Raw genomic sequence first — 25,243 nt, forward strand, 5'->3', positions numbered from 1 at the left:
CCAAGCTGGCGTTGTAACAATGCGCGGATGATCAGGGCGAAAGGCCAGCTAAGACTTTACATGTGGCGCGTTCCACGCAAGTCTTACGCAGAGCAAAACATTGTCACGGCACCATGAATTGATGTGCGCGACACTTTAGGAGAACGACATGAGCAATGCTTCCATCGACGAAATTCAGGAATTGATCCAGAAGCTGTCGGGCGATTTGGGGGACATGTCACAAGCGGCAGCAACGCATATCGATGAGCTGCATATCGCCGTCAACAACATCTCGTCACATGTTTTGGCGATGGAGGCGATCTTGGCGCTGATGGTGCAAAAAGTCGGCGTTGACGAAGCCGAGGTGTTGCAGTGGATCCGCGATAAAACCGCCGCCTTTGCCGAGGACGGTTCCGAAGGATCCGCAGCCGAGGGCATTGCGCAAAGCCTGCTTGGTAAAGAGTCCTGACACCATCGCCCTGCGATGAGGCCAATATCGAGAGATAAAGAAGTCGGCGACCTGATGCGGGTCCGCCGACTTTATTTATGGCCTGATAGCATGGGCCATATGTTCGGACCGCGCGACTAGCCCCGGCCCCGTTGAGGTTCAACGCCCTTTAACTTTGCGGGGCGCGGCCCGCCGGTTGCCCAATCAAGCAACTGGACGCTATGAACGACTTTCAGATCATCTGTTTCAATCTGAATCATGCAGCCGATATTCCCGGTCGCAACAAGGTCGGGGAGGGTATGGCGGATATTTGCCCGTTTGCGATCTTGTAGCTGCCCGGCGATTTCCGGCTGCAACAGGTTATAAACCCCGGCCGAGCCACAACATAAATGTCCCTCGGCAATTTCGGCGACCTCAAATCCCGCCATTTTCAAAAGATCACGCGGTTCGCGGACGATTTTTTGACCATGTTGCATTGAGCAGGCCGAATGATACGCCACGCGCAGATTGCCATGATCGGCCTTGGCAAAGGCGTTGGGATCAACATCAATCTGGGTCAGGTATTCGGTGATGTCGCGCGCAAGCGCCGAGATGGTTTTGGCCTTTTGGGCGTATTTGGGATCACGGGCAAACATATGGCCATAATCCTTAACCGTCGTGCCACAGCCCGATGCGGTGATGACCACAGCATCAAGACCATCCCCGGCAAGTTCAGCCGTCCAGGCATCGATATTGCCCTTGGCCTGATGGTGGGATTTTTCTTCCTTGCCCATATGATGGACAAGTGAACCACAACAGCCCGCACCCTTGGCAACGACGACTTCGATCCCAAGACGGGTGAGCAGACGCACCGTCGATTCGTTAATTTCGGTTTCAAGAACCTGTTGGGCACAGCCGGTCAGGATGGCAACGCGGCCTTTGCGTTCGCCAATGGCCGGTATGATTTGCGGTTTATCGACCCAACTTGGTGTCGGAAGCGACCGCGCGCCCATTTTAACCATGCCCTTAAGACGGCCGGGCATCAGTTTGGCAAATGGTGCGGCGAATTTTGCGCCGAGCATCGACAGGCGAAACAAGGTCGGGCTTGGCACAACAACCGACAACATTTTGCGCAGGAGCTTATCGCCCAAGGGACGGTCATAGGTCTGTTCGATATGGGCACGCGCATTATCGATCAGATGCATGTAATCCACACCCGATGGACAGGTGGTCGTGCAAGACAGACAGGACAAACAGCGATCAAGATGCTTTACCACCCGATCGGTTGCCGGTTTGTCATTTTCGAGCATGTCCTTAATCAGGTAAATCCGCCCACGCGGACTATCAAGTTCATCGCCAAGGGTGACGAATGTCGGACAGGTCGCCGTGCAGAACCCGCAATGCACGCATTTGCGCAGGATCTGTTCGCTTTCGGCGATCATGGGGTTTTCAAGCTGGGCCGGGGTGAAGTTGGTTTGCATTATGCGCCCTCCCCCATTGTGCTTGATGGGGCAAGGCGCCCGGGATTAAGGATGCCTTCGGGGTCGAAATTGTCTTTGATCTTGGCGTTGATGCGGGCCAAGGCCGGATTTTCGGGATGAAACACCGAAATGCGTTGGCGCATGGATGCCGGTGCCCGGACAAGAACCGCCTGCCCATCAACCGTCATCGCAATATCGCGTACCTGTTGGGCAAAGGCATCCAATCCATTGATTTGCAGCCAAATCAGCCCACCAGCCCAATCCATGATCACCCGGCCACCGGTCACATCCATCAAGCGCGCCGCAATTTCGCCGCCCGATGCCGGGGGCACCGACACCCGCCACAGAAGGCTTGCGTTATCAGCACTGGCGTCAGCGGCTGGGATAAACGGTTTTACGTCAGCGACACATTGCCACAGACGTTGGCTGTAACTTTCCGCCAGCGGGCGGGTTTCACCATATTGCGCGAGGTGTTTACACAGGGCATCAATCCGCCAAGCAACCGATGGTGTCGGGCCTTCGACGCGCACCGCCACCAGACCGCTGCCAATTTCCAAGGCCAATGGCACATCAAGTGATGTGATATCGGCTGATGAAATCCATGCAGCGGCGGACACTTCGTTTTCACTGCCCAGTGCGGCCGTCATGATGGTGCCCGCGGTTTTCGGATCGTCACAGGTCACAAGAATGGTGGCGGATTGTTCATCGCACGGCATGACTTTTAGGGTGACGGTATGCATCACCCCCAAGGTGCCAAACGATCCCGCCATCAGTTTTGATAAGTCAAAGCCGGTGACGTTTTTCATCACCCGCCCGCCAGATTTAAAATCCTCTGCCCGGCCAGAAATGGCCTCAAAACCCAGAACATGATCACGGGCGGCGCCAACCTTGATCCGGCGTGGCCCAGCAATGTTGGTGGCGACAAGGCCGCCAATGGTACCAGCATCAGTGGCTGCGCCATCCCCCAAAAGGGCTGGAAAATTTCCGGGCTCAAAATGGAATTGCTGATTTTTTTCGGCCAACGCGGCCTTAATATCGGCCAACGGTGTGCCAACACGCGCCGAAATCACCAATTCTTCGGGCTGATAAAACAAGATGCCCGACAGGGCAGAGCAATCCAAAACCGTATCGGCCTGAACTGCGTGACCAAAGGATCGCTTGCTGCCCGATCCAATGACCTCAAGCGGGGTTTTTGCGCCAAGCGCCCAGCCAACAGCTTCGCGCAGCTGGTCTGGCGTCGTCGGGGTTAAAATATCCACCATGGCGGTGTCTCTTTTCCTCTCCTGATACGTATGATCGGGACTGCGGGAACCCATCACACGTTTTTGTCGTCTTCATTTTTGATCGTTTTTTCTTATTTTATTGTGCCATCCGAACGGTGTTTAGAACCGCGGGATGGTTGGGAATTTGTCGGCCACGGCCTTGGCATGCAGGGTTTTAAGTTCCCCACAGCCATGCAAGGTCGGGAATACCTTGCCGGGATTAAGCAATTGGTCTTCGTCGAACGCCATTTTGATGCGTTCTTGGTGCTTCATGTCATCACTGGTGAACATTTCGCCCATCAGATCACGTTTTTCGATCCCGATCCCATGTTCGCCGGACAACACGCCGCCGACCTGAACACATAGTTTCAGAATGTCACTGCCAAACGCCTCGGCGCGTTCAAGTTCGCCCGGTTGGTTGGCATCAAACATGATCAGCGGGTGCAAATTGCCATCCCCCGCATGAAACACATTGGCCACGCGAAGACCGTGCCGCTGCGACAGGATTTGCATGCCGGTTAAAACCTCGGCCAAGCGGCCGCGCGGGATCGTGCCATCCATGCACATGTAATCTGGTGAAATACGCCCAATCGCCGGAAAGGCATTTTTGCGGCCCGACCAGAATAACAGGCGTTCTTCTTCGCTTTGGGAAATGCGCGAATAGATCGCCCCACAATCGGTCGCGATTTGCCCGACACGGTCGATCAGATAATCGACTTCGACCAAGGGGCCATCAAGTTCGACCAACAGCAACGCCTCGACATCCAGGGGATATCCGGCATGAACAAAATCCTCGGTCGCCTTGATCGCCGGGGCGTCCATCATTTCAAGACCGCCGGGAATGATGCCCGCGGCGATGATTTCGGCAACGCAATTGCCACCGTCTTCGGAGGAATTAAAGCCCAGCAAAAGCGCGCGCGCTGTTTCGGGTTTGCGCAAAATGCGCACGGTGACTTCGGTCACGATGCCCAAAAGACCTTCGGAGCCGGTTATAAGACCCAAAAGGTCATACCCGGTTTGATCCAGACCCTTACCGCCGACGCGTAAGATGTCGCCTTCGATGGTGACCATTTCGACGCCAAGCACATTGTTGGTGGTCAGCCCGTATTTCAGGCAATGCACCCCGCCGGAATTTTCGGCGATATTGCCGCCGATTGAACAGGCGATCTGACTGGATGGGTCAGGTGCGTAATAAAATCCGTTATGTTCAACTGCCCGGGTGATGCCAAGGTTGGTGACACCGGGCTGCACAACAGCGGCACGGTTATCCCAATCGATATCAAGCACACGGTTGAATTTCATCATACTGATCGTAATCGCATCGGCCATCGGCAAGGCCCCGCCCGAAAGGCCGGTTCCCGCCCCGCGCGGCACAACACGAATTTTATGGGTATGACAATATTTCAAAATGGCGGCGACCTGCCCGGTATTTTCGGGCAGGACCACAATCATCGGCAATTGCCGATACGCCATTAAACCATCGCATTCATAGGGCCTGAGCTGATCTTCATCGACAATCACACCGCCGGGTGTCGGAATAATATCCTTCATGGCGGCGATGATGTCCTTGCGCTTTGCGAGGGTGTGTTGATCAGGCTCAGGCATCCTAAGCATCGCGTGGTTACTCCGTCATTTCGACCAGCAAGTCCTTGCTGTCGACTTGTGTGCCGGCAGGTGCGTGGATGGTTGCAACCGTGCCGTCCTTTTCCGCGTGCACCGCTGTTTCCATTTTCATGGCTTCGAGCGAACACACAACGTCACCGGCTTTGATTTTCTGGCCTTCGTCGACATGAACTTCAACCACAAGCCCCGGCATGGGGGCGGCGATGTGAAGTTTATTGCCGTCTTCGGCTTTTGGCCGGACCTTACCGGTGGCAGCAAGGGTTTTGTCCGCGACCTTAACGGTTCGGGGTTGGCCGTTCAGTTCAAAGAACACCGTACGTTGACCTTCGTCATCGCCGCCTTCGGACGTGGTCAGATAACGAATGACCAGTGTCTTGCCCTTTTCCAGATCAACCGAGATTTCATCGTTCTGGTTCATCCCATAGAAAAAGACCGGGGTTGGCAGCACAGAAACATCGGCGTTGTGGCTGCGGTGTTCGGCGTAATCAAGAAACACCTTGGGATACATCACATAAGATGCAACCTCGGCATCGCTGGTGTTGCGATGGGTTTTCTTTTCAATTTCCTTGCGGGTGGCTTCGAAATCAATCGGCGGCAGGGATTTACCCGGACGATCCGAAAGGGCTTCGGCCCCTTTCAGCACCTTACGCTGAAGTGCTGGCGGGAAGCCGCCAACCGGCTGACCGATTTCACCGCGGAAGAAGGAAATGACGCTATCGGGGAAGGTAATATCCTTTTTCGGATCAAGGACATCTTGTTCGGACAGACCCGATGTCACCATCATCAACGCCATGTCGCCGACAACCTTGGAGCTTGGCGTGACTTTCACCACATCGCCAAACATCTTGTTGACCGCGGCATAGGCCTTGGACACTTCGGGCCAGCGATCATCAATGCCCAGCGCACGCGCCTGTTGGCGCAGGTTGGTATATTGACCACCGGGCATTTCATGCACGTAGACGTCCGAGGTGCCGCTTCGAATGTCGCTTTCAAAGCCGGCGTAATAGCGACGGACTTGTTCCCAATAGGTCGAGACTTCTTTAAGGGCCTCGGTATTGAGGCCCGGGTCACGGGGCTGCCCGATATAGTTATTGGCAATCGAACCAAGGTTGGGCTGTGACGTTAGGCCCGACATGGAATCCATTGCCGCATCGACCGCATCCACCCCGGCATCAATCGCCGCGATGACCGTGGCCGCCGAAATGCCACTGGTGTCATGGGTGTGGAAATGGATCGGGATATTGACCGTGTCCTTAAGGGCGGTGACCAGTTCGGTGGCCGCCGCCGGACGCAGTACACCGGCCATGTCCTTAAGCCCCAGAATATGGGCACCCGATTTTTCAAGCTCGCGCGCCATATTGACGTAGTAATCAAGGTTATATTTCGGGCGGCTTTTATCGTAGATGTCGCCAGTATAACAAATGGTCGCTTCGCACAGTTTATCGGTTTTAAGCACCGATTCCATGGCGACCTTCATGTTTTCAACCCAGTTGAGGCTATCAAACACGCGGAAAACATCCATCCCGTGATCAGCAGCCTGTTTTACGAAATATTCCACCGCATTATCGGGGTAGTTCGTATAGCCAACCGCGTTTGAGGCGCGCAAAAGCATCTGTGTCAGGATGTTGGGCACGCGTTCACGCAGCTTGACCAGACGATCCCACGGATCTTCGTTTAAGAACCGCATGGCCACGTCAAACGTTGCCCCGCCCCAACATTCAAGCGAGAACAATTCAGGCAAGCCGTGGGCGTAATACGGTGCGATTTTCAGCATGTCGTATGTGCGCATACGGGTCGCCAGCAGCGACTGATGGGCATCACGCATGGTGGTATCGGTAATCAGGACGCGTTCCTGATCCTTCATCCAGCGTGAAAAGCCTTCTGGGCCCAATTGATCCAGCTTTTGCTTGGTGCCCGGGCGAATTTCATCCAGATCGATGGATTTTGGCATCACCGGATCATTCAGGTTCGTTGGCACAACGCGGCCTTCGACCTCTGGATTGCCATTGACGGCCACTTCGCCAATGAAGCGCAACAGACGTGTGGCGCGATCCCGACGACGCACGAATTTAAACAAATCGGGCGTTTCATCAATAAACCGGGTGGTATATTCCCCGGCCCGGAATTTCGGGTGATTGATCAGGTTTTCAAGGAAGGCCAAGTTGGTGGCAACACCGCGAATACGGAATTCACGCAAGGCCCGGTCCATGCGGTCTACGGCTTCGCGCGGTGTGCTGCCCCAGGCGGTGACCTTTTCCAACATACTGTCATAGAACGGTGTGATCACCGCCCCGGAATAGGCCGTGCCGCCATCGAGGCGAATGCCAAACCCGTTGGCGCCGCGATACACCTTGATGATCCCGTAATCGGGGACAAAATTGTTTTCGGGGTTTTCGGTGGTGATACGGCACTGAAGCGCATGATCGCGCAGTTTGATTTTGTCCTGCCACGGAATACCGGTTTCAGACGGGAAGCCAATCCGGCCACCTTGCGCAATCAGGATTTGCGCCTTGACCAAATCAAAGCCGGTCACACATTCGGTCACGGTATGTTCGACCTGAATGCGGGGGTTGACCTCGATGAAATAGAATTTGGATGTGTCGACATCCATCAGGAATTCGACCGTACCGGCATTCACATAATTGGCGGCCTTGCCCAACCGAAGTGCGGCATCGCAGATTTCTTTGCGCTGTGCATCATCCAAATAAGGGGCCGGTGCGCGTTCGACCACCTTTTGGTTACGGCGCTGAACCGAACAATCACGTTCATACAGATGCACCAAGGTGCCGTGATTATCGCCCAAAAGCTGGACTTCGACGTGGCGAGCACGGCGGATCAGCTTTTCAAAATAGACTTCGCCATTGCCAAAGGCGGCCTCGGCTTCGCGGCGCGCACCCAGAACCTGGTTTGCCAGATCCTTGCTGTTTTCAATGACACGCATGCCGCGTCCACCGCCGCCCCAGCTTGCTTTCAGCATCAGCGGATAGCCGACATCCTCGGCAATTTTGGCGACTTCGGTCATGTCTTCGGGCAAGGCGGCAGATGCGGGCATCACCGGCACATCGGCGGTTTCGGCCAAATTACGGGCGGAAACCTTGTTGCCCAAAAGGCGCATCACATCGGAATCAGGGCCGATGAACTGAATGCCGGCTTCGGCACAAGCATCGGCAAAATCGGGGTTTTCCGACAGAAAACCATAGCCGGGATGGATGGCATCTACATCGGCATCGCGCGCAACACGCAGGATATCTTCGATATCAAGATAGGCGCGAATGGGTTTATTGCCCTTACCCACCGTATAGCTTTCATCAGCTTTGAAACGGTGCAGGGCGAAACGGTCTTCGTCAGAGAAAATCGCAACTGTACGAATGCCAAGTTCGTTTGCGGCACGCAAAACACGAATAGCAATTTCGCCACGGTTGGCGACGAGAAGTTTACGGATACGCTTTGGTGCTGAACGGGTCATGGACACCGGGCTCCTACCAGATTTTTATGGCAGGAACGTCCTGTGCGCGCCTGCCAAAACCAAGTGAACGCCACGATATGGTCCCGGAATGCGTTGCGGTGCGGGATGCCTACAACGCCATACCTAATGTGGCGGATCGGAATGCATGCACCCAGAAAACGTGTGCAGTGCATCCAAAGTTTTTGGCGCCCGGTGGGCAGGCGACTTTTATGATATATGCGCATTGCCCACCCCCTGTCAAAGCATGATCTGTTAAATTGGTAATACCAATCATCCTCATGAGCGACCAGCGCGTTTTCACCATATGGAAAACATCCTCCGACGTCTCCTATCCTCATGGTTGAGAAGCCGTGTTCTTGCGCAGACTTTTGTGGCAAATATGCTATGGTCCGGCCTTCGAAAAAGTCCCCGCTGCCAAAACGGTCACGCCCATGCCGAAGCTTAATCTTCGACTAAAGTTTCTTTTGCTGTCCATTCTGCCGCTTGTTCTGGCGGCCAGTGCCATTTCGTGGCTGGTTTTTGCCCAGGCCGAACGCCTGGCCGAGGCCGAGATCAGAACGTTTGAGCGCAACATCCTTAAATCGCGCAAGGACGAGCTTAAAAGTTACCTTGAACTGGCCATGGCATCGATTGACCATATTTATTCCGTGGCAAGCCCGCTTGATGCGGTGTCCAAGGAACGGGTCAAGGCGATCATTGAAGATCTGTCTTATGGCGAGGATGGCTATTTCTTTATTTATGACCGTGATGGCACGGCCCTTGTCGATCCGCCGCAACCATGGCGGCTGGGGCAAACCTATTGGAATTTGCGCGACATTAACGGAAACTCGGTCATCCAGGGATTGATTTTCAATGCCGAAAAGGGCGGCGATTTCATGCGCCATGTCTGGGAAAAACCATCGACCGGCATGCCGACCGAAAAGATTTCCTATTCGCTGATGCTTGATAAATGGGATTGGATGATCGGCACGGGGATTTATATCGACGATATTTCCGAACAGGTCGCCGAAATCGAGTCAGAAGTTTCCAACCATATCCGCGAAACCACGATTTCGATTGTCGGTGTGACCATCCTTGCGGTGTTGCTGGTCGGGATATCAGGCACGGTCGTGACCCTTTCGGAACGCAAATTGGCCGATGCCAAGCTGAAAGAACTGACCCACCGCGTTGTCGACGTTCAGGAACAAGAACGCGCACGGGTTTCACGCGAATTACATGACGGCATTAGCCAAATTCTTGTATCCGTCAAATACGCGGTCGAGACCGCAATTGCCCGGATTGGCCAAAGTTCCAGTACAGCGATTGAGCCAATGGAAAAAGCCGCCAAGCGGCTGCAAGATGCCATTCAGGAAGTCCGACAGATTTCACGCGATTTGCGCCCGGCGGTTTTGGATGACCTTGGCCTGAAACCCGCCATCGAAAGCATGTGTAGCGAACTTGAAGACCGGTCGGGCATGCGCATCGACGTTAAATGTGACGCCATTGACAACCAGCTTGATATCGCCAAGAAAACAACGCTGTATCGGGTTTTGCAGGAAACATTAACCAACATCGTCCGTCATGCAGACGCCACCGTGGTGACGATTTTGATTAAGCGCGAAGGACCAAGTATTGTCATGCGTATTGATGATAACGGGGTCGGTTTTGAAACAAACAGATATATCCGCAACCGCGATCCGCGTGCGGGTATTGGTTTGCGCAACATGCGCGAACGGATGGAGTTCCATGGCGGCGGGTTAAGTGTCCGTTCCGAACCCGATGACGGCACACGCATTACGGCATTTATTCCCGCAAATGCGCATAATGATCTACCCGATACGTCCATCAGCAGTTAGTCTGTCAATCACGCGACCATGATATTCACGCGACAGGAATAAGTTTCGACCGATGAACAATGCCAATCTTACCTATTCAGCTACCCGTCCGATGCGTGTTCTTTTGTGCGATGACCACGCACTTGTCATGGATGGCATTCGGTCGCGCCTGGAATGTTTTGAGCATATCGACATCATCGGCGAAGCAGGCAACGGGGTTGAGGCCCTGTCGCTGGCGCGTGAATTGCAGCCCGACATTGTCTTGATGGATATTTCGATGCCGGTGATGAATGGGTTGGAAGCCGCTGAAAAATTCCGCGAAACCATGCCCGACACCAAAGTCGTCATTTTGTCGATGCATGAAAACCCGGAATATCTGCGCACCGCCCAAGAAGCTGGCGCGCGGGGCTTTATCCTGAAAGATGTGTCATCCAATGACATGGTGCGCGCCATTGAAACCATCGCGCATGGCGGCGAAGCATATAGTTCAACGTTCGAACGGATGAGCTCGGGCGAAAGCAGCGACAATGACGGTGTTCCGTTGACGTCGCGCGAACGCACGGTATTGCGATTGTTGGCAAAAGGGGCCAGCAACAAACACGTCGCGCGTGAGCTGGATATCAGCGTGCGGACGGTTGAGACCCACCGCCGCAACATCAAACGCAAGCTTGATATCGACAGTTCGGCCGGTTTGGTCCGCTATGCGATTGAAAAGGGTCTTGTGACCCTTGAAGGATAGGACGTGAGTAATAACGCCAATTCATTGTTCCGACCGGATCTTGCGCGGTGTCGCAATTGCGGCGTGCGGCAGTTTGCGTTGTTTAACAACCTGACCGACGAGGACTTCAAACTGGTGCATTTGCCCGTTGAAGACCTTGCCGTGGCCAAACGTGGCATCCTTTATAACGCTGGCGACACAGCCCAGTCGATTTTCACCCTGCGCAGTGGATTGATCAAACTGGTCCATTATCTGCCAGATGGTGGGCAACGCGTCGTGCGGGTGGTCCGCCCTGGCGGGACCATCGGGCTTGAGGCCCTTGTCAGTGAAACGTTCAGCCATCACGCAGAGGCCCTGCAGGACAGTGAACTATGCCGCATCCCGATTGCTGTCATTGAGAAGCTGGACCGCGAAAGCCCGCGTCTGCACAAACAGGTTCTGAACCGTTGGCATCAGGCCGTGGTGGAATCGGATAACTGGTTGATGCAAATGTCGACCGGCACCGCCCGCGAGCGGGTCGCCAGATTGTGCCTGTTTTTGACAGATCAAGAGACCGGCCTGTGTCACCTGCCCGGCCGTGAAGATATTGGTGCGATGCTGGGCATCACCACCGAAACGGCCAGCCGCACCATCGCCGAATTCCGCCGTCGGGGCGTGATTGAATTTGTTGCGCGCAATGTGTTTCGCCCGCTTCCGGACCAAGTTCGCGCCGTTGCGGGTCTTGAAGACGAAGAATTGGGCGCGGCGGAATAGCGTGTCCTATCTGCCCTAAACGGAAATCCACCCCGCGAAAACAATCATCGCGCCGCCTGGGGCAGCACAGTTTGAAAGGCGGAGTTCGGGCCACAGGCCAAAGACAGCTTTGTGTATTCTTCGGGGGTGTCGATGCGTTTGTGGTCTTCGCGGCGGTTGCGATCAATGTCTTTTAGGCGGCGCTTAAAATCCCGACCATATTCCGCCAGAAGTCGTTTGATCGAACGGGCAACATTTTCCCCCGACATTGGTGGCATTGCGGCCAGTTTGCGAGTGATATCATCGACCATGTCATCCAAGGATGCCTGAATGTCGGCTTCCATGCCCTGATTAATTTTAACGTGTTCCCCCTCGTGGGCATAAACCACGTTATATTCGCAACTGCCCCGTTCGAGTTCGGATGCGACATAAACAAGATGCTTGATGACTTCCACACGCGGATTAACCGTGATCGGGGTCAGGCAATAGCGCCCAAAGCCAACATCGCGCGGCATCAGACGCATATTAAACGATGCCCGCATTTCATATTCGGTCAGGCCAGTCACCAGATAGCGCGCACTGCCGCCGGCCCGACTGTTGAGCCACCGCACAGAGCGATGCCGATCAAGCATCGGGTCCATCTTGATAAATTCAAGCGTGGTCGCAGGTGTTTGAACCGGCCCGCATCCATCGGTTTGGGCAAGCGCCATGCGCGAATGCCCCACGACGACGCACACCATTAGGACCGCGATCATCACCGCAAGGGGTAATGACAGCCGCGAGGGCATAAAGGGCAGATTGCGTCTGCGGTTTGTTGGTTGCCAAAACGCTGGCAAGGGGTGTCTCCTGTCACGGTTTGGCAGCTTCGTCAGTCGATATGGCAATCCGCATTCCCCGTTTAAATAGCGCCATGGACAAAACAACGAACATGACGCTTGTACGGGGAAAAGTCAGACATGGGTTACCCGGTCAGCGCAATCGACACAAAGCGGGGTTGTCGGATCAAATTCAAGACGTTTGACCTGAATATCTTCGCCGCAGTTATGGCAATGACCATATTCGTCCTTGTCCATGCGGGTCAGTGTTTCCTTAATCCGGTCGAGCTCGGCCGCGCGGCGCCGTTCCTGTTCAAGATGCATTTCCTGATTTTGCAAAGCATCCATCCGCGATAGACGTCCGACCGCTTGTTGATCAAGATCGACCGGTTTGCGGTAGTCTTCTGAATGGCTGGAGCTTTCCAACAGTTCTGCTTGGCGTGCTTCAAGACGTCCGCGCAGTTCGGCAATATCGATATCTTTACGGTCAGTCATCGTGAACCTCGTGATTTTTTGTTGTTGTTCTATTCCTATATGGGGTTGGTCGATGGCGTTTCGCCAACCCCAACAACAAGATAGTTCAGATTTCGTGCATAGAATCCGTCCGTTTGCCGCCAAATGCGCGCCTAGTTAGGTGCAGTTTCCACAGGCATCAACCAACTTTTCCATGGCTGCCTTGGCTTCGTCGTCGTCCAATCCTTCGGATTTGATTTTCTTTTGGATTTTGCAACAAAGGGCCGGACCATCGGCAAAGGGGGCGTCGGCCCAAAACGGTTTATCTGTTCCGAAATATTGGGCCTGATCCAAAAACGACACCCCGTAATAATAGGCCGCCCCGACCGAGTTATAGAAAGTCGGATCATCGATAAATCCGCCATCGGGCGTCATGGATTTGGTCAGGCACCAGTTCACAATCTTTGCGATATCAGCAGAGGCCGCCTTTTGCGAGGTCATATCCACCTGGGACCAGCCAAGGTCAAAGATTTTGGTCACGTCGTAATTATTGTGATTGTTGAAATCACCGTTGTGTTTCCACCCGAACGGATAGGCGTCATCGCGGATCGCCAGCGTGGTTGCAAAAATTTCGGTCCATAAATCAACCTTGCCATGCTGATAGGAAATATTATGAAAGGTCAGGCTGAGGTCCGGACTTTTAAGCACGCCGTCTGATTTGGTCGCAAACCAGCCGCCCCAATAGCCGGTTTGATCATCCTGCCACGCATCAAGCCAGTTTTTATAAGTCGCGATATAGTCATCGGTCAGGTCAAAGCCCTTAACATGGGCCTTAAAGTAATCGCGGATTTCGCTTTTAAAACACATCTGCGACAAGGTTGCGGTAACCGCGCCCAAGGCATCGCGACGATCAAGCCCATCGGCATAGATTTGCGAGGTTTTTTGACTGTCGAGCCAAGCGACCATTTTTTGCGGTGTTGCGATGGGTTCAAGAAACAAAAACGGATATTTCGGCGCGTCCCCGGCGTCGGCCAATGTATTGACCGCGTCAATCATCGCATCGACTTTCAGGAACCATTGATCATAGCACGGACCCCACGAGCCATCACTTTCGACCTGCTGGCTGGCCCAATCTTGATCATGGTCAGCGAGTGATTTTTCAAAATCGGCCAGCTTGCCTGTCAGCGTGTTCCAATCGGCCGTGTAAAGAAGCAGCCATTTGCATTCGACCATTTTCTGATCCGATGCGGCCATGCTGTTGCCGGTTTTCTGGATCGCGATCAGCCGTTCCTGAAGCGGTTCAAACTGGGCTTCGAAAGCGGCCTTTTGCGTTAAGTAGTCTGCGTCAAATGCACAAAACTGGTCTGAAATAAGCTGATCAAAATTGGTCATTTACCCCCCGATATGTAAGACCTAAACACCCCCATATGATGCCAATTTTTATAAACAGATCAGACATCACGATATATTCAGGGCCAGCATGACAAAGCCCTTGAAAATTCCCAAGAATTATCGTGGAAAACCCTAATATAAGCGACGTGAAAAGAGCTGCTTATTCCTTTAACAGCCAGTTTCGAATGACGCGAAGCGCCTGATCCGGGTCGGTATCAACCAGTTTCCCGGCAACATGGGCCTTGTTGCGATCAATGCGCCCTTCAATACCGGCGACCGTGAAACTATCGCTTTCGGGGAGGCTATCAGGCACCCCGGCAGGTGGGGCCGAAGTGATTGCTGACGACGTCGGTAGTCGGTCTGTCAAAACCGGATCTGTGCCCGGTTCGTATTTGGGAAATGGCGCAGCAGGCTTGGGACCGTTCATGAATGAACCGGTTGACGGGCCTTTATCCTGATCGTGTGATTTCGCCATGGTTTTAAATATTCCCTGCAAGGACACCAAATCATAGCACATGCGATGCCGCAGGGCGACTCGTGGCCAAATTGGTTCATCAACACAGTAGATTGGATATTTTCGATGAAATTTCTAATTTAGTCTTTATTAAACTTTAGTGTAACACCCCCTTTGTATGGCCACGCGATAGTTTCGAAATGTCGGACGTAAAAAACAACCAACACGCATAAAAATGATGATTTAAAATCCGCCAAGGCCGCCTGTTTTCCTGATGTTGAACGTTTATTTATCAATGAGATAGGGAAAAATAGGCGCAAATGCACGATCATAATTGATCATTTTTCCAAACGAATTATACGCGCAAAAGTCGCGTCAAAATCATTTTGGGGTTTATCTCGTTAATTGGTCTATTTACCTTGAAGCCCACACGCAGTATCCACCACCTTTGGTTAGTCTGATAAATACGTTCGGACATGCTGCGGGACGACAAAGGGGCCAAACTTGGTGAAATCATACGCAAACATCTTTTTGGGTATTTTGGCAGTCATGTTGATGGACGTGCCAACATCCTCTGCGACTGATTTTGGACAAGCCCCGATCCTTGCAAAGCAAGTCAAGGACGGCACCCTGCCCCCGATTGATGAACGTCTTCCCAGCACGCCGATGATCGTAACCCCCAATGACAAAATTGGTGCGTATGGCGGCACATGGAAAATGGCCCAGCGCGGTACGCGCGATCATGCCCTGTTGATCCGCAATATTGGTTATGAGCCCCTGCTACGCTGGACGCCGCAATGGACAACAACGGTGCCCAATGTCGCACTTTCATTTCAGCCAAGTAGCGATGCGACAGAGTTCTTCTTTCGGCTGCGTCCGGGAATGCGTTGGTCTGATGGCGCACCATTTGACGCCGACGATATCATTTTTTGGTACGAAGACATCCTGAACAACCCGGCCTTCTCAGAGAACGTGCCAGAATGGTTGAATGCAGGCGGCAACACCGTCCAAGTCGATAAAATCGACGAAACAACGGTCGCATTCCGGTTCAGCACGCCTTATGGCCTGTTCCCAACCGCCCTTGCACGGCCCGAAGGGGTCGAACCGGTCAGTTATCCCGCCCATTTCTTAAAACCGCTTTTGCCCAAATACAATGCCAAGGCAGACGAAGAAGCCCGTGCGCAGGGATTTTCCGGCTGGAAAGACCGTTTTATCAATGTCTTTGGCGTTCCGGGTTCAATTGATGATCCAAGTCGCTGGCACAGCCCGGATGTACCGACACTCAATGCGTGGGTTTTAACCGGTGTTTACGGCGAGGATGATCCGCTCATCGCCAAACGGAATCCCTATTACTGGAAGATCGATCCGATGGGGCGTCAGTTGCCCTATATCGATCAAGTCGCCTTTACGCGGGTACCGTCAAAAAGTGCCGCGGCCGACGCGGCGATTGCCGGAAAGGTCAATATGCAAGAACGGCATGTCAGTGCGCGCGCAGATGAAATTCTGGCGGCCAATGACAATTTGCAGCCCTTTACCCTGATCGAAAGCGACATGAATTACCTGACCTTATCTTTGAACCTGAATGATAAGGACACGGTTCTGCGCAAGATTTTCCAGGACAAGAATTTCCGCGTTGCTTTGTCCTATGCCATTGATCGCGAAGCCATTATTTCACGCTTTGCGCCGGGTGCGCTTCCGCATCAGGCCGCCCCACGGCCAGAAAGCCCACTGTATCGGGCCGTACTGGCACGGCAATTCATAAGCCACGATCCAGACTTGGCCACGGATTTCTTGGCAAAAGCAAACCTGTCGCAAAAAGACGAAGACGGTTTTTTACTGCGTCCTGACGGCAAACGCCTGTCCTTTACGATTGATACCGAAGGTGCCGATCGTTTCGAGATGCTCAGTGCCGTCATTCAGTATTGGCGCGATCTTGGCATTGACGTTACCGCCCGCAATTTATCGCGCGATGTTTTTGTGACCTCGCGCGAAAAGAATGACCATCAAGCAAGTGCTTGGGGCGGTGATGGTGGCCTCGATGCCATGGTCATCCCAATCAACTACCTACCTGTGTCGGCGGATTCGTCGTGGTTTGCGACAGGATGGGCCAATTGGTACGTGAACCCCGATAGTACCGATGCCATAACGCCACCATTACCTGTGCAAGAGCAACTTGCGCTGTATGATTTGCTTAAAGCGACGGCAAATTCGGAAAAACAAATGCAACTGATGCGCGACATCCTCGACATCAGCGCAGATCAGTTTTACGCTATGGGAATTGCGCTTCCGCTTAATCGCAAAGGGGTGGTGGCAAAGAACTTCCATAACGTTCCAAAGGTCATGCCCGCAGCCTGGAGTTATGCCACGCCTGCGCCGACAAACCCTAGTCAGTACTATATAGATTAGGACGACCAAAAAGATCACTCGCACGGGTGACGACAGGGGGAAAAGAACCGCGTGAAGAAGCTGTTGGACCGAATGATCGGCAGTTTGGTTTTCAAAATCGCACTTTCGATTGTGATCGTGGAAACCATTCTACTGGGACTTTTTGGCTTCTATTACGTTCAGTATTTTGGTGCCGAAATTGACCGTCGGATTACCGAACAAATCAGCGCCCCCGGTCGACTTATTCAGGACGAGCAGCTTAAAATCTCGGTGATCAGTGACGCCCAGCAGATGGAGCTTTTGCTGGGCCCCCATGTGCGCCAGGCCATGGCAATTGCCTTTGACGGCACGATCTATCACGCGATGGACCCGATGATGATCGGGCGGACGATCAAAGACCTTCCTGATTTCCCGGCTGACGCGTTGCGATCAGATATGGAAAAAGAGGTGCTGTTTACCGCCGATGATCGCGATGGCCGTTATATGGTCAGCATCACGCCGCTGTTTGCGCTAAATGCCAACCAACCGTTTATGTATGCCTATTTCAAGGTATCGACCCAAGGGCTTGAAGAAAGCCAGCGACAGATGCAGTCGGTTCTGATCATTGGTTCGGCGACCTGTATTTTACTGACGTCGCTCTTGATCTTTTTGTTTACCCAGCAAACCGTCCTTAAGCGCCTGATTGCCGCAGCACAGTTTGTTAATGACATCCAGATTGGCAATTTAAGTTCACGCCTTACGCCAATGGGGCGCGATGAAATCGGGACGCTGGAAAGTGGCCTGAATGCCATGGCAGAAAGTCTTGAGCGCCGAACGCTTCAGCATCAGGCCGCACAAGATGCCCTGCGCGATAGCGAAGAACGCTTTCGCGACTTTACCCTGTCATCAGCGGACTGGTACTGGGAAATGGGGCCTGATTTAAAAATCGTCTTTGCGTCCCATAAATTCTATCAGCTGGTCGAGGATATCAACGGATCCCCGCAAGGAAAGACCTTTGATAAGCTGGGGCTTCATTGCGAAGGGCCGGGCGGATGGCGGCACCTTAATTCGCGGTTGGCCGCACATCTTATGTTCCAGAACATCGAATTTTCGTGGATGTCGCGCCAAGGTGAAAAGCATTTCGGGCGCATCAATGGCGTGCCAGTTTTTGAAATTGATGGCACGTTCAAAGGATATCGCGGCACCGGCAGCGACATCACCGCCGAGCGCCGCGCGGCCGAGGAACAACAAGTTCTTCAACGCCAATTGGCCACATCGCAGAAACTTGAAGCCGTTGGGCAAATGGCAGGCGGGGTTGCGCATGAATTTAACAACTGCCTTGCCGGTATTTTAAGCTTTGCCGAAGTGGCCCGCGCCAAAATTGATGATCCGGAGCGGGTCAAAGAATATCTTGATCATGTCATTTCACTGGGCGAACGCGCGACCAGCGTTGCCGATCAGCTTTTGATGTTTTCACGCCGACGGATTGATCAACCAACCAATGTTCGGGTGCAAAGCGTCTTTAACGAGATGGAAAAGCTTCTTACCACGATGCTTGAACATCGGATCACACTTCATATCTGGTCGGACGATCCGGAACTTTGTACCCGCGTTGACCCAACCCAACTGTCGGCTTGTTTGCTGAACCTTGCGATTAATGCCCGTGATGCGATGCCCGATGGCGGCACATTGCAAATATCATCGCACAGCGTTGATATTCCACCCTTGGCACAACGTGACGCGGATGATGACGCCGAAACCTATCCCGACAATGTCGCGGGTAAGTTTGTTGTCATCACGGTTCAAGATACCGGTTCTGGCATCCCCGACGAGGTTTTAGACAACATTTTCGACCCCTTCTTCTCAACCAAGGAGCCGGGCAAGGGAACCGGTCTTGGTCTTTCGATTGTTCATAGCTGGGTCGAGGAAGCAAACGGGTTTATCAATGTTGAAACCATAGAAGGCGAAGGAACGACCTTCTCTGTGTATCTTCCGTTTGCAGAAAGCGCAGATGTCCAAGCCCTGCCGCAAAATGTCATTGCCAACATTCCGGGCAATGGCGAGCGCGTTTTGGTGGTCGATGATGAACAGTCTTTGCGGACAACGGCGGGCATCATCCTTGACGATGCTGGTTTTCAGCCGGTTTCCGCCAAAAGCACCGAAGAAGCGCTTGAGATTCTAAAAGCGACCGAAGAAACCGACAAAATCGATGTGATCCTGACCGATGTTGTCATGTCCGGGCGCAGTGGCCCGCAACTGGTCATCGAAGCATTGCGCCAAAACCCCGATTACGGTGTTGTCTTTATGTCTGGCTATCCCGCGCGGTCGCAAAAGGAACTCGATAAGCTTTTGGGTAATTACGTGTTTATCAAAAAACCGTTCCGGCCAGCGCAATTACAAAAAGCCATCCATGATGCGTTGGCACTGCGCGACAATCGCAGGAACGTCTAGGCAGACGGTTCGCCAAAACGGTTTTACCCTTCACGCTGGTCGATTCTTACCGACTTGTGGTTGCCTCTAGGCGAATACCAGCCGCCGCCTTAAAATTTTCTTTACCTTTTTGGCACCGCTAATGCGTTGTTTTATAAGCCATTGCACACCCCTGCGCTACCGTTCCGATGTGTGGTGTGACAACCGTCACTTTATTTTACACCCGACATAGCCCAATCTTACGTATGGTATTCTCCTTCTTTTGGCATGAGAAATACCGAAATTGATGATGGAATGAGGTCAGGATGATCGGTTCAGTTCAGGGTTCAGGATTAAGCGCAGCAGCACAGGCTGTAAACGAGGCGATCACACCAGGTGGATCAGGCCCGTCTTTGCCGTTTGCTGCCGCTGAAGGTGCGATTAACAAGGCGACCAGCCTTGCCAAAACGATCGGTTCTATTGTGACAGAACATCAGCCGCTTGAAACAAGCGGCGCACGCGGGACCAAAGTGAACATTTTAACGTAATTTTCCCTGTCGTTAGCGTCCCCTGGGGTGGCAGTTGCCACCCTTTTTTTTGTCCGAATGCTGGTGCAATTTATCTGCTGCCTAGAGTTACGCTGCTCAGCCAACAGCTGGACGAAAACGACTTGTATGGCTGGGCTTAATGCCCTGCTGCCCGGTTCATGACAAAACACGCAACGCATGTTAAGATCACGTCTTCTTAACCCTAAATGATATTGTCAGCGGTAAAATGCCCACCAACAGAATTGGCACTGGATCATCCCAAACAGGCTTGCAGGATGCCCGCACCACCCAGCAGGGTGTTGGCGTACGTGCCCGTGGGCGGTTGCCAGCCAATCCGGATCAGCCATCCCCTGACAGCTTCATTGCCGCACAGCTTGCCCGGTTGCGCAATCTGATTGCCACCGACCAAATTGACCACAATGCGCGGCGCGGCACCTATCTGAATATCCTGCTGTAAAAGTCTGGGCTTTGTGCTTTTGGGCGCAGTTATGTAGTCCTGTAATCGTTCCCGCCATATCCCAACATTTCCCAACAAAACGGCCTGTCGGCAGCCCTTCAACGAAGGCCTAGTGCGGCTTATCCCCGATACTCATCGCAATAAAAAAGGCGGGTCATTCTTACCCGCCATTTTCATATCTGGTTGCAAGTCGGCCAAGAAAAGAGCCCCGTACCGAAGTACGGGGCTAGTTTATTTGTCCAGGTGTGTTGGACAAGGGAGCTTGCGCAAAAGCGTGATCAGATCACGCAGTTGCCTGGTCTTCGCTCATCGAGCGAATGGGGTGTTCCAGCTTGTCGACGATTTCCTTTGGCACGATCTGCCAGAAGTTACCGCGTTCACGATCCCAGTTATCAAGAATGGTTCGTGCATAGCCGCTTTCGGTTTCCAAGACGTGTTCCTGGATCAGGGAACGACATTGTTCATCCCAGTGGTCGGTTTCGATGCGCTGGTAGAGGATCGAACCATCATTGACCACATCAGGGAATGTGCCATCGACGTCATAGATGAAGGCCATGCCGCCGGTCATGCCAGCGCCAAAGTTTTCACCAACCGAGCCAAGGATAACTGCGGTACCACCGGTCATGTATTCACAACCGTTCGAGCCACATCCTTCGACCACGACAAGCGCGCCGGAGTTACGCACACAGAAACGTTCACCGGCCTGACCCGCAGCAAACAACTTACCAGCCGACGCGCCATACAAAATGGTGTTGCCAATGATGGTGTTTTCGTTGGTCTTAAGCGGGCTGGATGGACGTGGACGCAAAACAATCGTCCCGCCCGACAGGCCCTTACCGACGTAATCGTTGGCATCGCCCTGTACTTCGATCTTAAGACCCTGCACGGCAAAGGCCCCAAGCGACTGCCCTGCAGACCCGCGCAGACGTACATGCAAATGCCCCGGCTTCAGGCCGGTCATGCCGTATTTCTGCGTGATCAGGGACGACATCCGCGTGCCAATGGCGCGCTGGGTATTTTGGATGTTGTACTGAAGCTGCATCTTTTCGCCGTCTTCAAGAAGCGCGTGCGCATCCTTGATCATCTGAGCGTCAAGCGTATCAGGCACTTCGTTACGACCAATCGTCGTGCAGAAACGTGCATGACCACCAGCATCGGCCTGAGCCAGAAGCGGGTTCAAATCAAGGTCAACAAGGTCTTTCGCGCCACGGTGAACCTGCTGAAGCAGTTCCGAGCGACCGATCACATCTTCAAGCTTGTCATAGCCAAGCTCGGCCAGAACGTCTTTGACTTCCTCGGCCATGAAGGTGAACAGGTTAACCAACTTGTCCGCGGTGCCAACGAATTTGGCGCGCAGTGCCGGGTCCTGCGTACAGACACCAACCGGGCATGTGTTGGAATGGCACTGACGCACCATGATGCACCCAAGGGCGATCAGGGATGCGGTCCCGATACCGAATTCTTCGGCACCAAGCATCGCGCCAATCACAACGTCACGGCCGGTTTTAAAGCCGCCATCGACGCGCAATTTAACCTTATCGCGCAGGTTGTTGAGCGTCAGAACCTGATTGACTTCCGACAGGCCCATTTCCCATGGAATACCGGCATATTTGATCGAGGTCTGCGGGCTTGCACCCGTACCACCGTCGTACCCGGAAATCAGGATCACGTCGGCTTTTGCCTTGGCAACACCAGCTGCAATCGTTCCAACACCTGAACGCGACACCAGTTTCACACAGACCTTACAACGCGGGTTGATCTGTTTAAGGTCATAGATCAGCTGGGCCAGATCTTCGATCGAATAGATGTCATGGTGCGGCGGCGGTGAAATCAGGGTAACGCCCGGCGTTGCATTACGCAGCTGCGCAATTTCGACCGTGACCTTAAAGCCTGGAAGCTGACCACCTTCGCCCGGTTTTGCACCCTGGGCGACTTTGATCTGAATTTCTTCACAGTTATTCAGATATTCAGCCGTCACCCCAAAGCGACCCGAAGCAACCTGCTTGATCGAGGAACGCGCATTGTCACCGTTCGCACGCGGACGGAAACGTTCACGCGATTCCCCGCCTTCGCCGGAGTTCGATTTTGCACCGATCCGGTTCATGGCAATGGCAAGGGCTTCGTGGGCCTCGGTCGACAGAGCCCCGTGGGACATGCCCGGTGTCACGAAACGCTTACGGATTTCGGTGATGCTTTCGACCGTGTCCTGATGAACCGGTTTGCGATCACTTCTGAAATCAAGCAAATCACGAAGATGCAGCGGCTCGCGGGAGCGCAGACCTTCGGAAAACTTGCGGAATGTGTTGTAGCTGCCTGTGGTTACAGACGACTGCAAGGTATGGATCAGCGGACCGGTCCAAACATGGCGTTCGCCCGAACGGCGGTATTTGTACAAACCACCAACCGGCAAAGTCACAACATTGCCGTTGAAAGCTTCTTTGTGCTGGGCGATGCAACGACGCTGAATCCCCTGCAGACCAATGCCCGAAATGCGCGATGGCATGCCCGGGAAGAATTCCGCAACCAAGGAACGCGACAGGCCGAGACTTTCGAAGTTATAGCCCCCACGATAGGAACTGATGATCGAAATGCCCATCTTCGACATGATTTTGAGCAAGCCCGCATCAATCGCCGCCTTGAAACGCTGCATGACTTCGACGCTGCCCGAAACATTCGGGAACAGGCCGCGCGCATAGCGATCAAGCAAACCTTCCTGCGCGACATAGGCGTTGACCGTGGTCGCACCGACACCGATCAAAACAGCAAAGTAATGCACATCCATGCATTCGGCTGAGCGCACGTTCAGCGAGATATAAGTACGAAGCGACGTTTTCACGAGATGGCTGTGAACGCCCCCGGTTGCCAAAACCATCGGGATGGCCGCACGGGTTTCGCAAATGCCTTCGTCGGTCAGAATGACGTGCAAAGCCCCGCCGCGCACGGCTTCTTCGGCTTCGCGCTGAATGCGTGAAATGGCTTCACGCAGGGCAAGCTTACCGCCATTGATGTCAAAGGTGGTGTCAATTTCGACCGCCGTATCGCCCATATAACCGCGCATGGCGTCATATTCGGCGTTGGTCAGAACCGGGCTTTCAAGCTGCAGCAAATCACACTGGCTTTCATCCTCATCAAGGATGTTGCCAAGGTTGCCGAGACGGGTTTTCAGGCTCATGACCCGTGCTTCACGAAGGGAATCGATCGGCGGGTTGGTCACCTGAGAGAAGTTCTGACGGAAGAAGTGATGCAGACCGCGATAACGATCCGACAAGATCGCAAGCGGGGTATCATCGCCCATCGAACCAATGGCTTCTTTGCCATCTTCGCCCATCGGATGCAGGATAAGTTCAAGATCTTCGTGGGTCAGGCCCATCGATTTCTGCAGGCGTAGCAGCTGTTCTTTATCAATGTTCGAGGCTTCAACACGATCGGCTGAAATCAGATCATCAAGCACCTTGGTGCGACCGACCCATTTGGACCAGTCACGACGGTTCGCCAGACGGTCTTTCAATTCGCCATCGTGGAACAGTTTGCCTTCTGCAAGGTTCACCGCGATCATCTGGCCCGGGCCAAGCCGGCCTTTTTCGAGGCAGCGCTCTTCGTCGATGTGAACCATGCCGGCTTCGGAGCCAGCGATCAAAAGACCATTGCCGGTTACCGCGTAACGCAGCGGACGCAGACCGTTGCGATCCGTCCCGCCCATCAGCCATTCACCGCCGTAAGCCGCAAGTGCGGCTGGACCGTCCCACGGTTCCATCACGGCATTGCAATAGGCATAAAGGTTTTTATAGCTGTCTGGCGTGGATGCCTTTTTCGACCAAGCTTCTGGCACCATCATGGTTTTCACCATCGGCAGGTCACGGCCCGCACGCACCATCAGCTCAAACACGGCATCAAGAGCAGCGGAATCCGAGGAGCCCGGCTGAATGACCGGTTTAAGGTCATCAATGCTTTCAGCAAACGCATCATGTGCCATGCGTGCTTCGTGGCTTTTCATCCAGTTGACGTTACCGCGCAGCGTGTTGATTTCGCCGTTATGGGCCAAAACACGGAACGGCTGTGCCAGCGGCCAGCTTGGGAAGGTGTTGGTCGAATAGCGCTGGTGGTAAACGCAGAAGTTCGACACGAACCGCTCGTCGCGCAAATCCGGATAGAAGGTATCAACGTCTTCGGCAAGGAACATGCCCTTGTAGATAACCGAGCGGCACGACATCGAGCAGATGTAGAAATCTTTGATCGCTTCGGACAGGACAGCTTTTTCAACACGGCGACGGATCGCATACAGATCGATTTCGAACTGTTCTTCGTCAACATCGTCGCGCACACCGATCAAGACTTGTTCGATCTCGGGACGAGTCTGGTTGGCTTTTTCACCAATGACAGACACATCGACCGGCACCTGACGCCAACCCAAAATGCCGTAACCCTGTTTCAGGATTTCGGTTTCAACAATCGCACGGCAACGTTCCTGTGCGGCCATATCAATACGCGGCAAGAAGACTTGGCCAACCGCGATCAAGGTATCAGGGGCTTCCTGATTGATGACCTTAAGGTATGCCTTAAAGAAGTCCTGCGGAATCTGAAGGTGGATACCCGCGCCATCGCCGGTTTTACCATCGGCATCAACAGCACCACGGTGCCAAATGGCTTTCAGGGCTTCGATACCAGCTTCGACAACTTCGCGGCGCGGTTTGCCATCAATCGCCCCAACAAGGCCCACACCACAGTTGGCGTGTTCTTCGGCTGGGTCATACATCCCGCTGGCCTCAAGATGGGCCGCGTTCTTTTCAAAGCGCGCGACGTCAACGGCTGCCTGGCTTTGTTCTAGTTTGTCCTGAACGATCTTGTTCAT

At 53.5% G+C, this 25,243-nt stretch carries 17 protein-coding genes; 8 read left to right on the forward strand and 9 right to left on the reverse strand.

The window, feature by feature from the left end; all coding sequences use genetic code 11:
- Positions 1 to 148: 148 nt before the first annotated feature.
- Positions 149 to 448 carry a hypothetical protein gene (locus HCZ99_RS01730; protein WP_167445179.1) on the forward strand — a complete coding sequence of 100 codons (300 nt, stop codon included), beginning with the start codon at positions 149 to 151 and terminating at the stop codon, positions 446 to 448.
- Positions 449 to 564: 116 nt separating this feature from the next.
- On the opposite strand, the gene glcF is transcribed toward HCZ99_RS01730, so the two are convergent.
- The 4 genes from glcF to pyc form a co-directional block, all read right to left on the reverse strand.
- Positions 565 to 1,887, reverse strand: coding sequence for a glycolate oxidase subunit GlcF (glcF, locus tag HCZ99_RS01735; protein WP_167445180.1), 1,323 nt, complete (start codon positions 1,885 to 1,887; stop codon positions 565 to 567).
- Positions 1,887 to 3,149 carry a glycolate oxidase subunit GlcE gene (gene glcE, locus HCZ99_RS01740; RefSeq protein WP_167445181.1) on the reverse strand — a complete coding sequence of 421 codons (1,263 nt, stop codon included), beginning with the start codon at positions 3,147 to 3,149 and terminating at the stop codon, positions 1,887 to 1,889. The genes glcF and glcE overlap by 1 nt, the downstream gene beginning before the upstream one ends.
- 120 nt (positions 3,150 to 3,269) lie before the next feature.
- A complete protein-coding gene (locus tag HCZ99_RS01745; RefSeq protein WP_167445934.1) occupies positions 3,270 to 4,754 on the reverse strand; it encodes an FAD-linked oxidase C-terminal domain-containing protein in 1,485 nt (494 codons plus the stop codon).
- 16 nt (positions 4,755 to 4,770) lie between these two features.
- The gene (pyc, locus tag HCZ99_RS01750; protein ID WP_167445182.1) at positions 4,771 to 8,238 is read right to left on the reverse strand and encodes a pyruvate carboxylase; all 3,468 of its coding nucleotides are present in this window, start codon (positions 8,236 to 8,238) and stop codon (positions 4,771 to 4,773) included.
- Positions 8,239 to 8,669: 431 nt separating this feature from the next.
- Between pyc and HCZ99_RS01755 the strand changes: the two genes are divergently transcribed.
- Genes HCZ99_RS01755 through HCZ99_RS01765 form a run of 3 tightly spaced genes read left to right on the forward strand, consistent with a single transcriptional unit; the run spans position 8,670 to position 11,523 of the window.
- Positions 8,670 to 10,073 (forward strand): cache domain-containing protein, encoded by a 1,404-nt coding sequence (locus HCZ99_RS01755; RefSeq protein WP_167445183.1) that lies wholly within the window; start codon positions 8,670 to 8,672, stop codon positions 10,071 to 10,073.
- Between the two features lie 52 nt (positions 10,074 to 10,125).
- Entirely contained in the window at positions 10,126 to 10,791 is a 666-nt protein-coding gene (locus HCZ99_RS01760; RefSeq protein ID WP_167445184.1) for a response regulator transcription factor, read from the forward strand.
- A 3-nt stretch (positions 10,792 to 10,794) separates the two neighbouring features.
- Entirely contained in the window at positions 10,795 to 11,523 is a 729-nt protein-coding gene (locus HCZ99_RS01765) for a Crp/Fnr family transcriptional regulator (RefSeq protein ID WP_167445185.1), read from the forward strand.
- 44 nt (positions 11,524 to 11,567) lie between these two features.
- Here HCZ99_RS01765 and HCZ99_RS01770 read toward each other — a convergent pair whose 3' ends face one another.
- The 4 genes from HCZ99_RS01770 to HCZ99_RS01785 form a co-directional block, all read right to left on the reverse strand.
- A complete protein-coding gene (locus tag HCZ99_RS01770; protein ID WP_175581365.1) occupies positions 11,568 to 12,212 on the reverse strand; it encodes a hypothetical protein in 645 nt (214 codons plus the stop codon).
- A 240-nt stretch (positions 12,213 to 12,452) separates the two neighbouring features.
- The gene (locus HCZ99_RS01775) at positions 12,453 to 12,812 is read right to left on the reverse strand and encodes a TraR/DksA family transcriptional regulator (RefSeq protein ID WP_167445186.1); all 360 of its coding nucleotides are present in this window, start codon (positions 12,810 to 12,812) and stop codon (positions 12,453 to 12,455) included.
- A 135-nt stretch (positions 12,813 to 12,947) separates the two neighbouring features.
- Complete coding sequence (locus HCZ99_RS01780; RefSeq protein ID WP_167445187.1) at positions 12,948 to 14,162, reverse strand: hypothetical protein; 1,215 nt, start codon at positions 14,160 to 14,162, stop codon at positions 12,948 to 12,950.
- A 160-nt stretch (positions 14,163 to 14,322) separates the two neighbouring features.
- Positions 14,323 to 14,637, reverse strand: a complete 315-nt coding sequence (locus HCZ99_RS01785) for a hypothetical protein (RefSeq protein ID WP_167445188.1) — start codon at positions 14,635 to 14,637, stop codon at positions 14,323 to 14,325.
- Between the two features lie 486 nt (positions 14,638 to 15,123).
- On the opposite strand from HCZ99_RS01785, the gene HCZ99_RS01790 reads away from it, so the two are divergent.
- From HCZ99_RS01790 to HCZ99_RS01805, 4 genes are all read left to right on the forward strand, one after another.
- Positions 15,124 to 17,022: an ABC transporter substrate-binding protein gene (locus HCZ99_RS01790; protein ID WP_368484211.1), complete on the forward strand. Its 1,899-nt coding sequence runs from the start codon at positions 15,124 to 15,126 to the stop codon at positions 17,020 to 17,022.
- A gap of 51 nt (positions 17,023 to 17,073) precedes the next feature.
- Complete coding sequence (locus HCZ99_RS01795; RefSeq protein ID WP_167445189.1) at positions 17,074 to 19,431, forward strand: ATP-binding protein; 2,358 nt, start codon at positions 17,074 to 17,076, stop codon at positions 19,429 to 19,431.
- A gap of 284 nt (positions 19,432 to 19,715) precedes the next feature.
- On the forward strand, positions 19,716 to 19,937 hold the full coding sequence (locus HCZ99_RS01800; RefSeq protein ID WP_167445190.1) for a hypothetical protein: 222 nt from the start codon (positions 19,716 to 19,718) through the stop codon (positions 19,935 to 19,937).
- 226 nt (positions 19,938 to 20,163) lie between these two features.
- Positions 20,164 to 20,394, forward strand: coding sequence for a hypothetical protein (locus HCZ99_RS01805; RefSeq protein WP_167445191.1), 231 nt, complete (start codon positions 20,164 to 20,166; stop codon positions 20,392 to 20,394).
- 283 nt (positions 20,395 to 20,677) lie between these two features.
- Here the strand turns inward: HCZ99_RS01805 and gltB are convergent, their stop codons facing one another.
- Positions 20,678 to 25,243 (reverse strand): glutamate synthase large subunit, encoded by a 4,566-nt coding sequence (gene gltB, locus HCZ99_RS01810; RefSeq protein WP_167445192.1) that lies wholly within the window; start codon positions 25,241 to 25,243, stop codon positions 20,678 to 20,680.

The sequence above is a fragment of the Thalassospira lucentensis genome (assembly GCF_011806425.1).
GTDB lineage: Bacteria > Pseudomonadota > Alphaproteobacteria > Rhodospirillales > Thalassospiraceae > Thalassospira > Thalassospira lucentensis_B.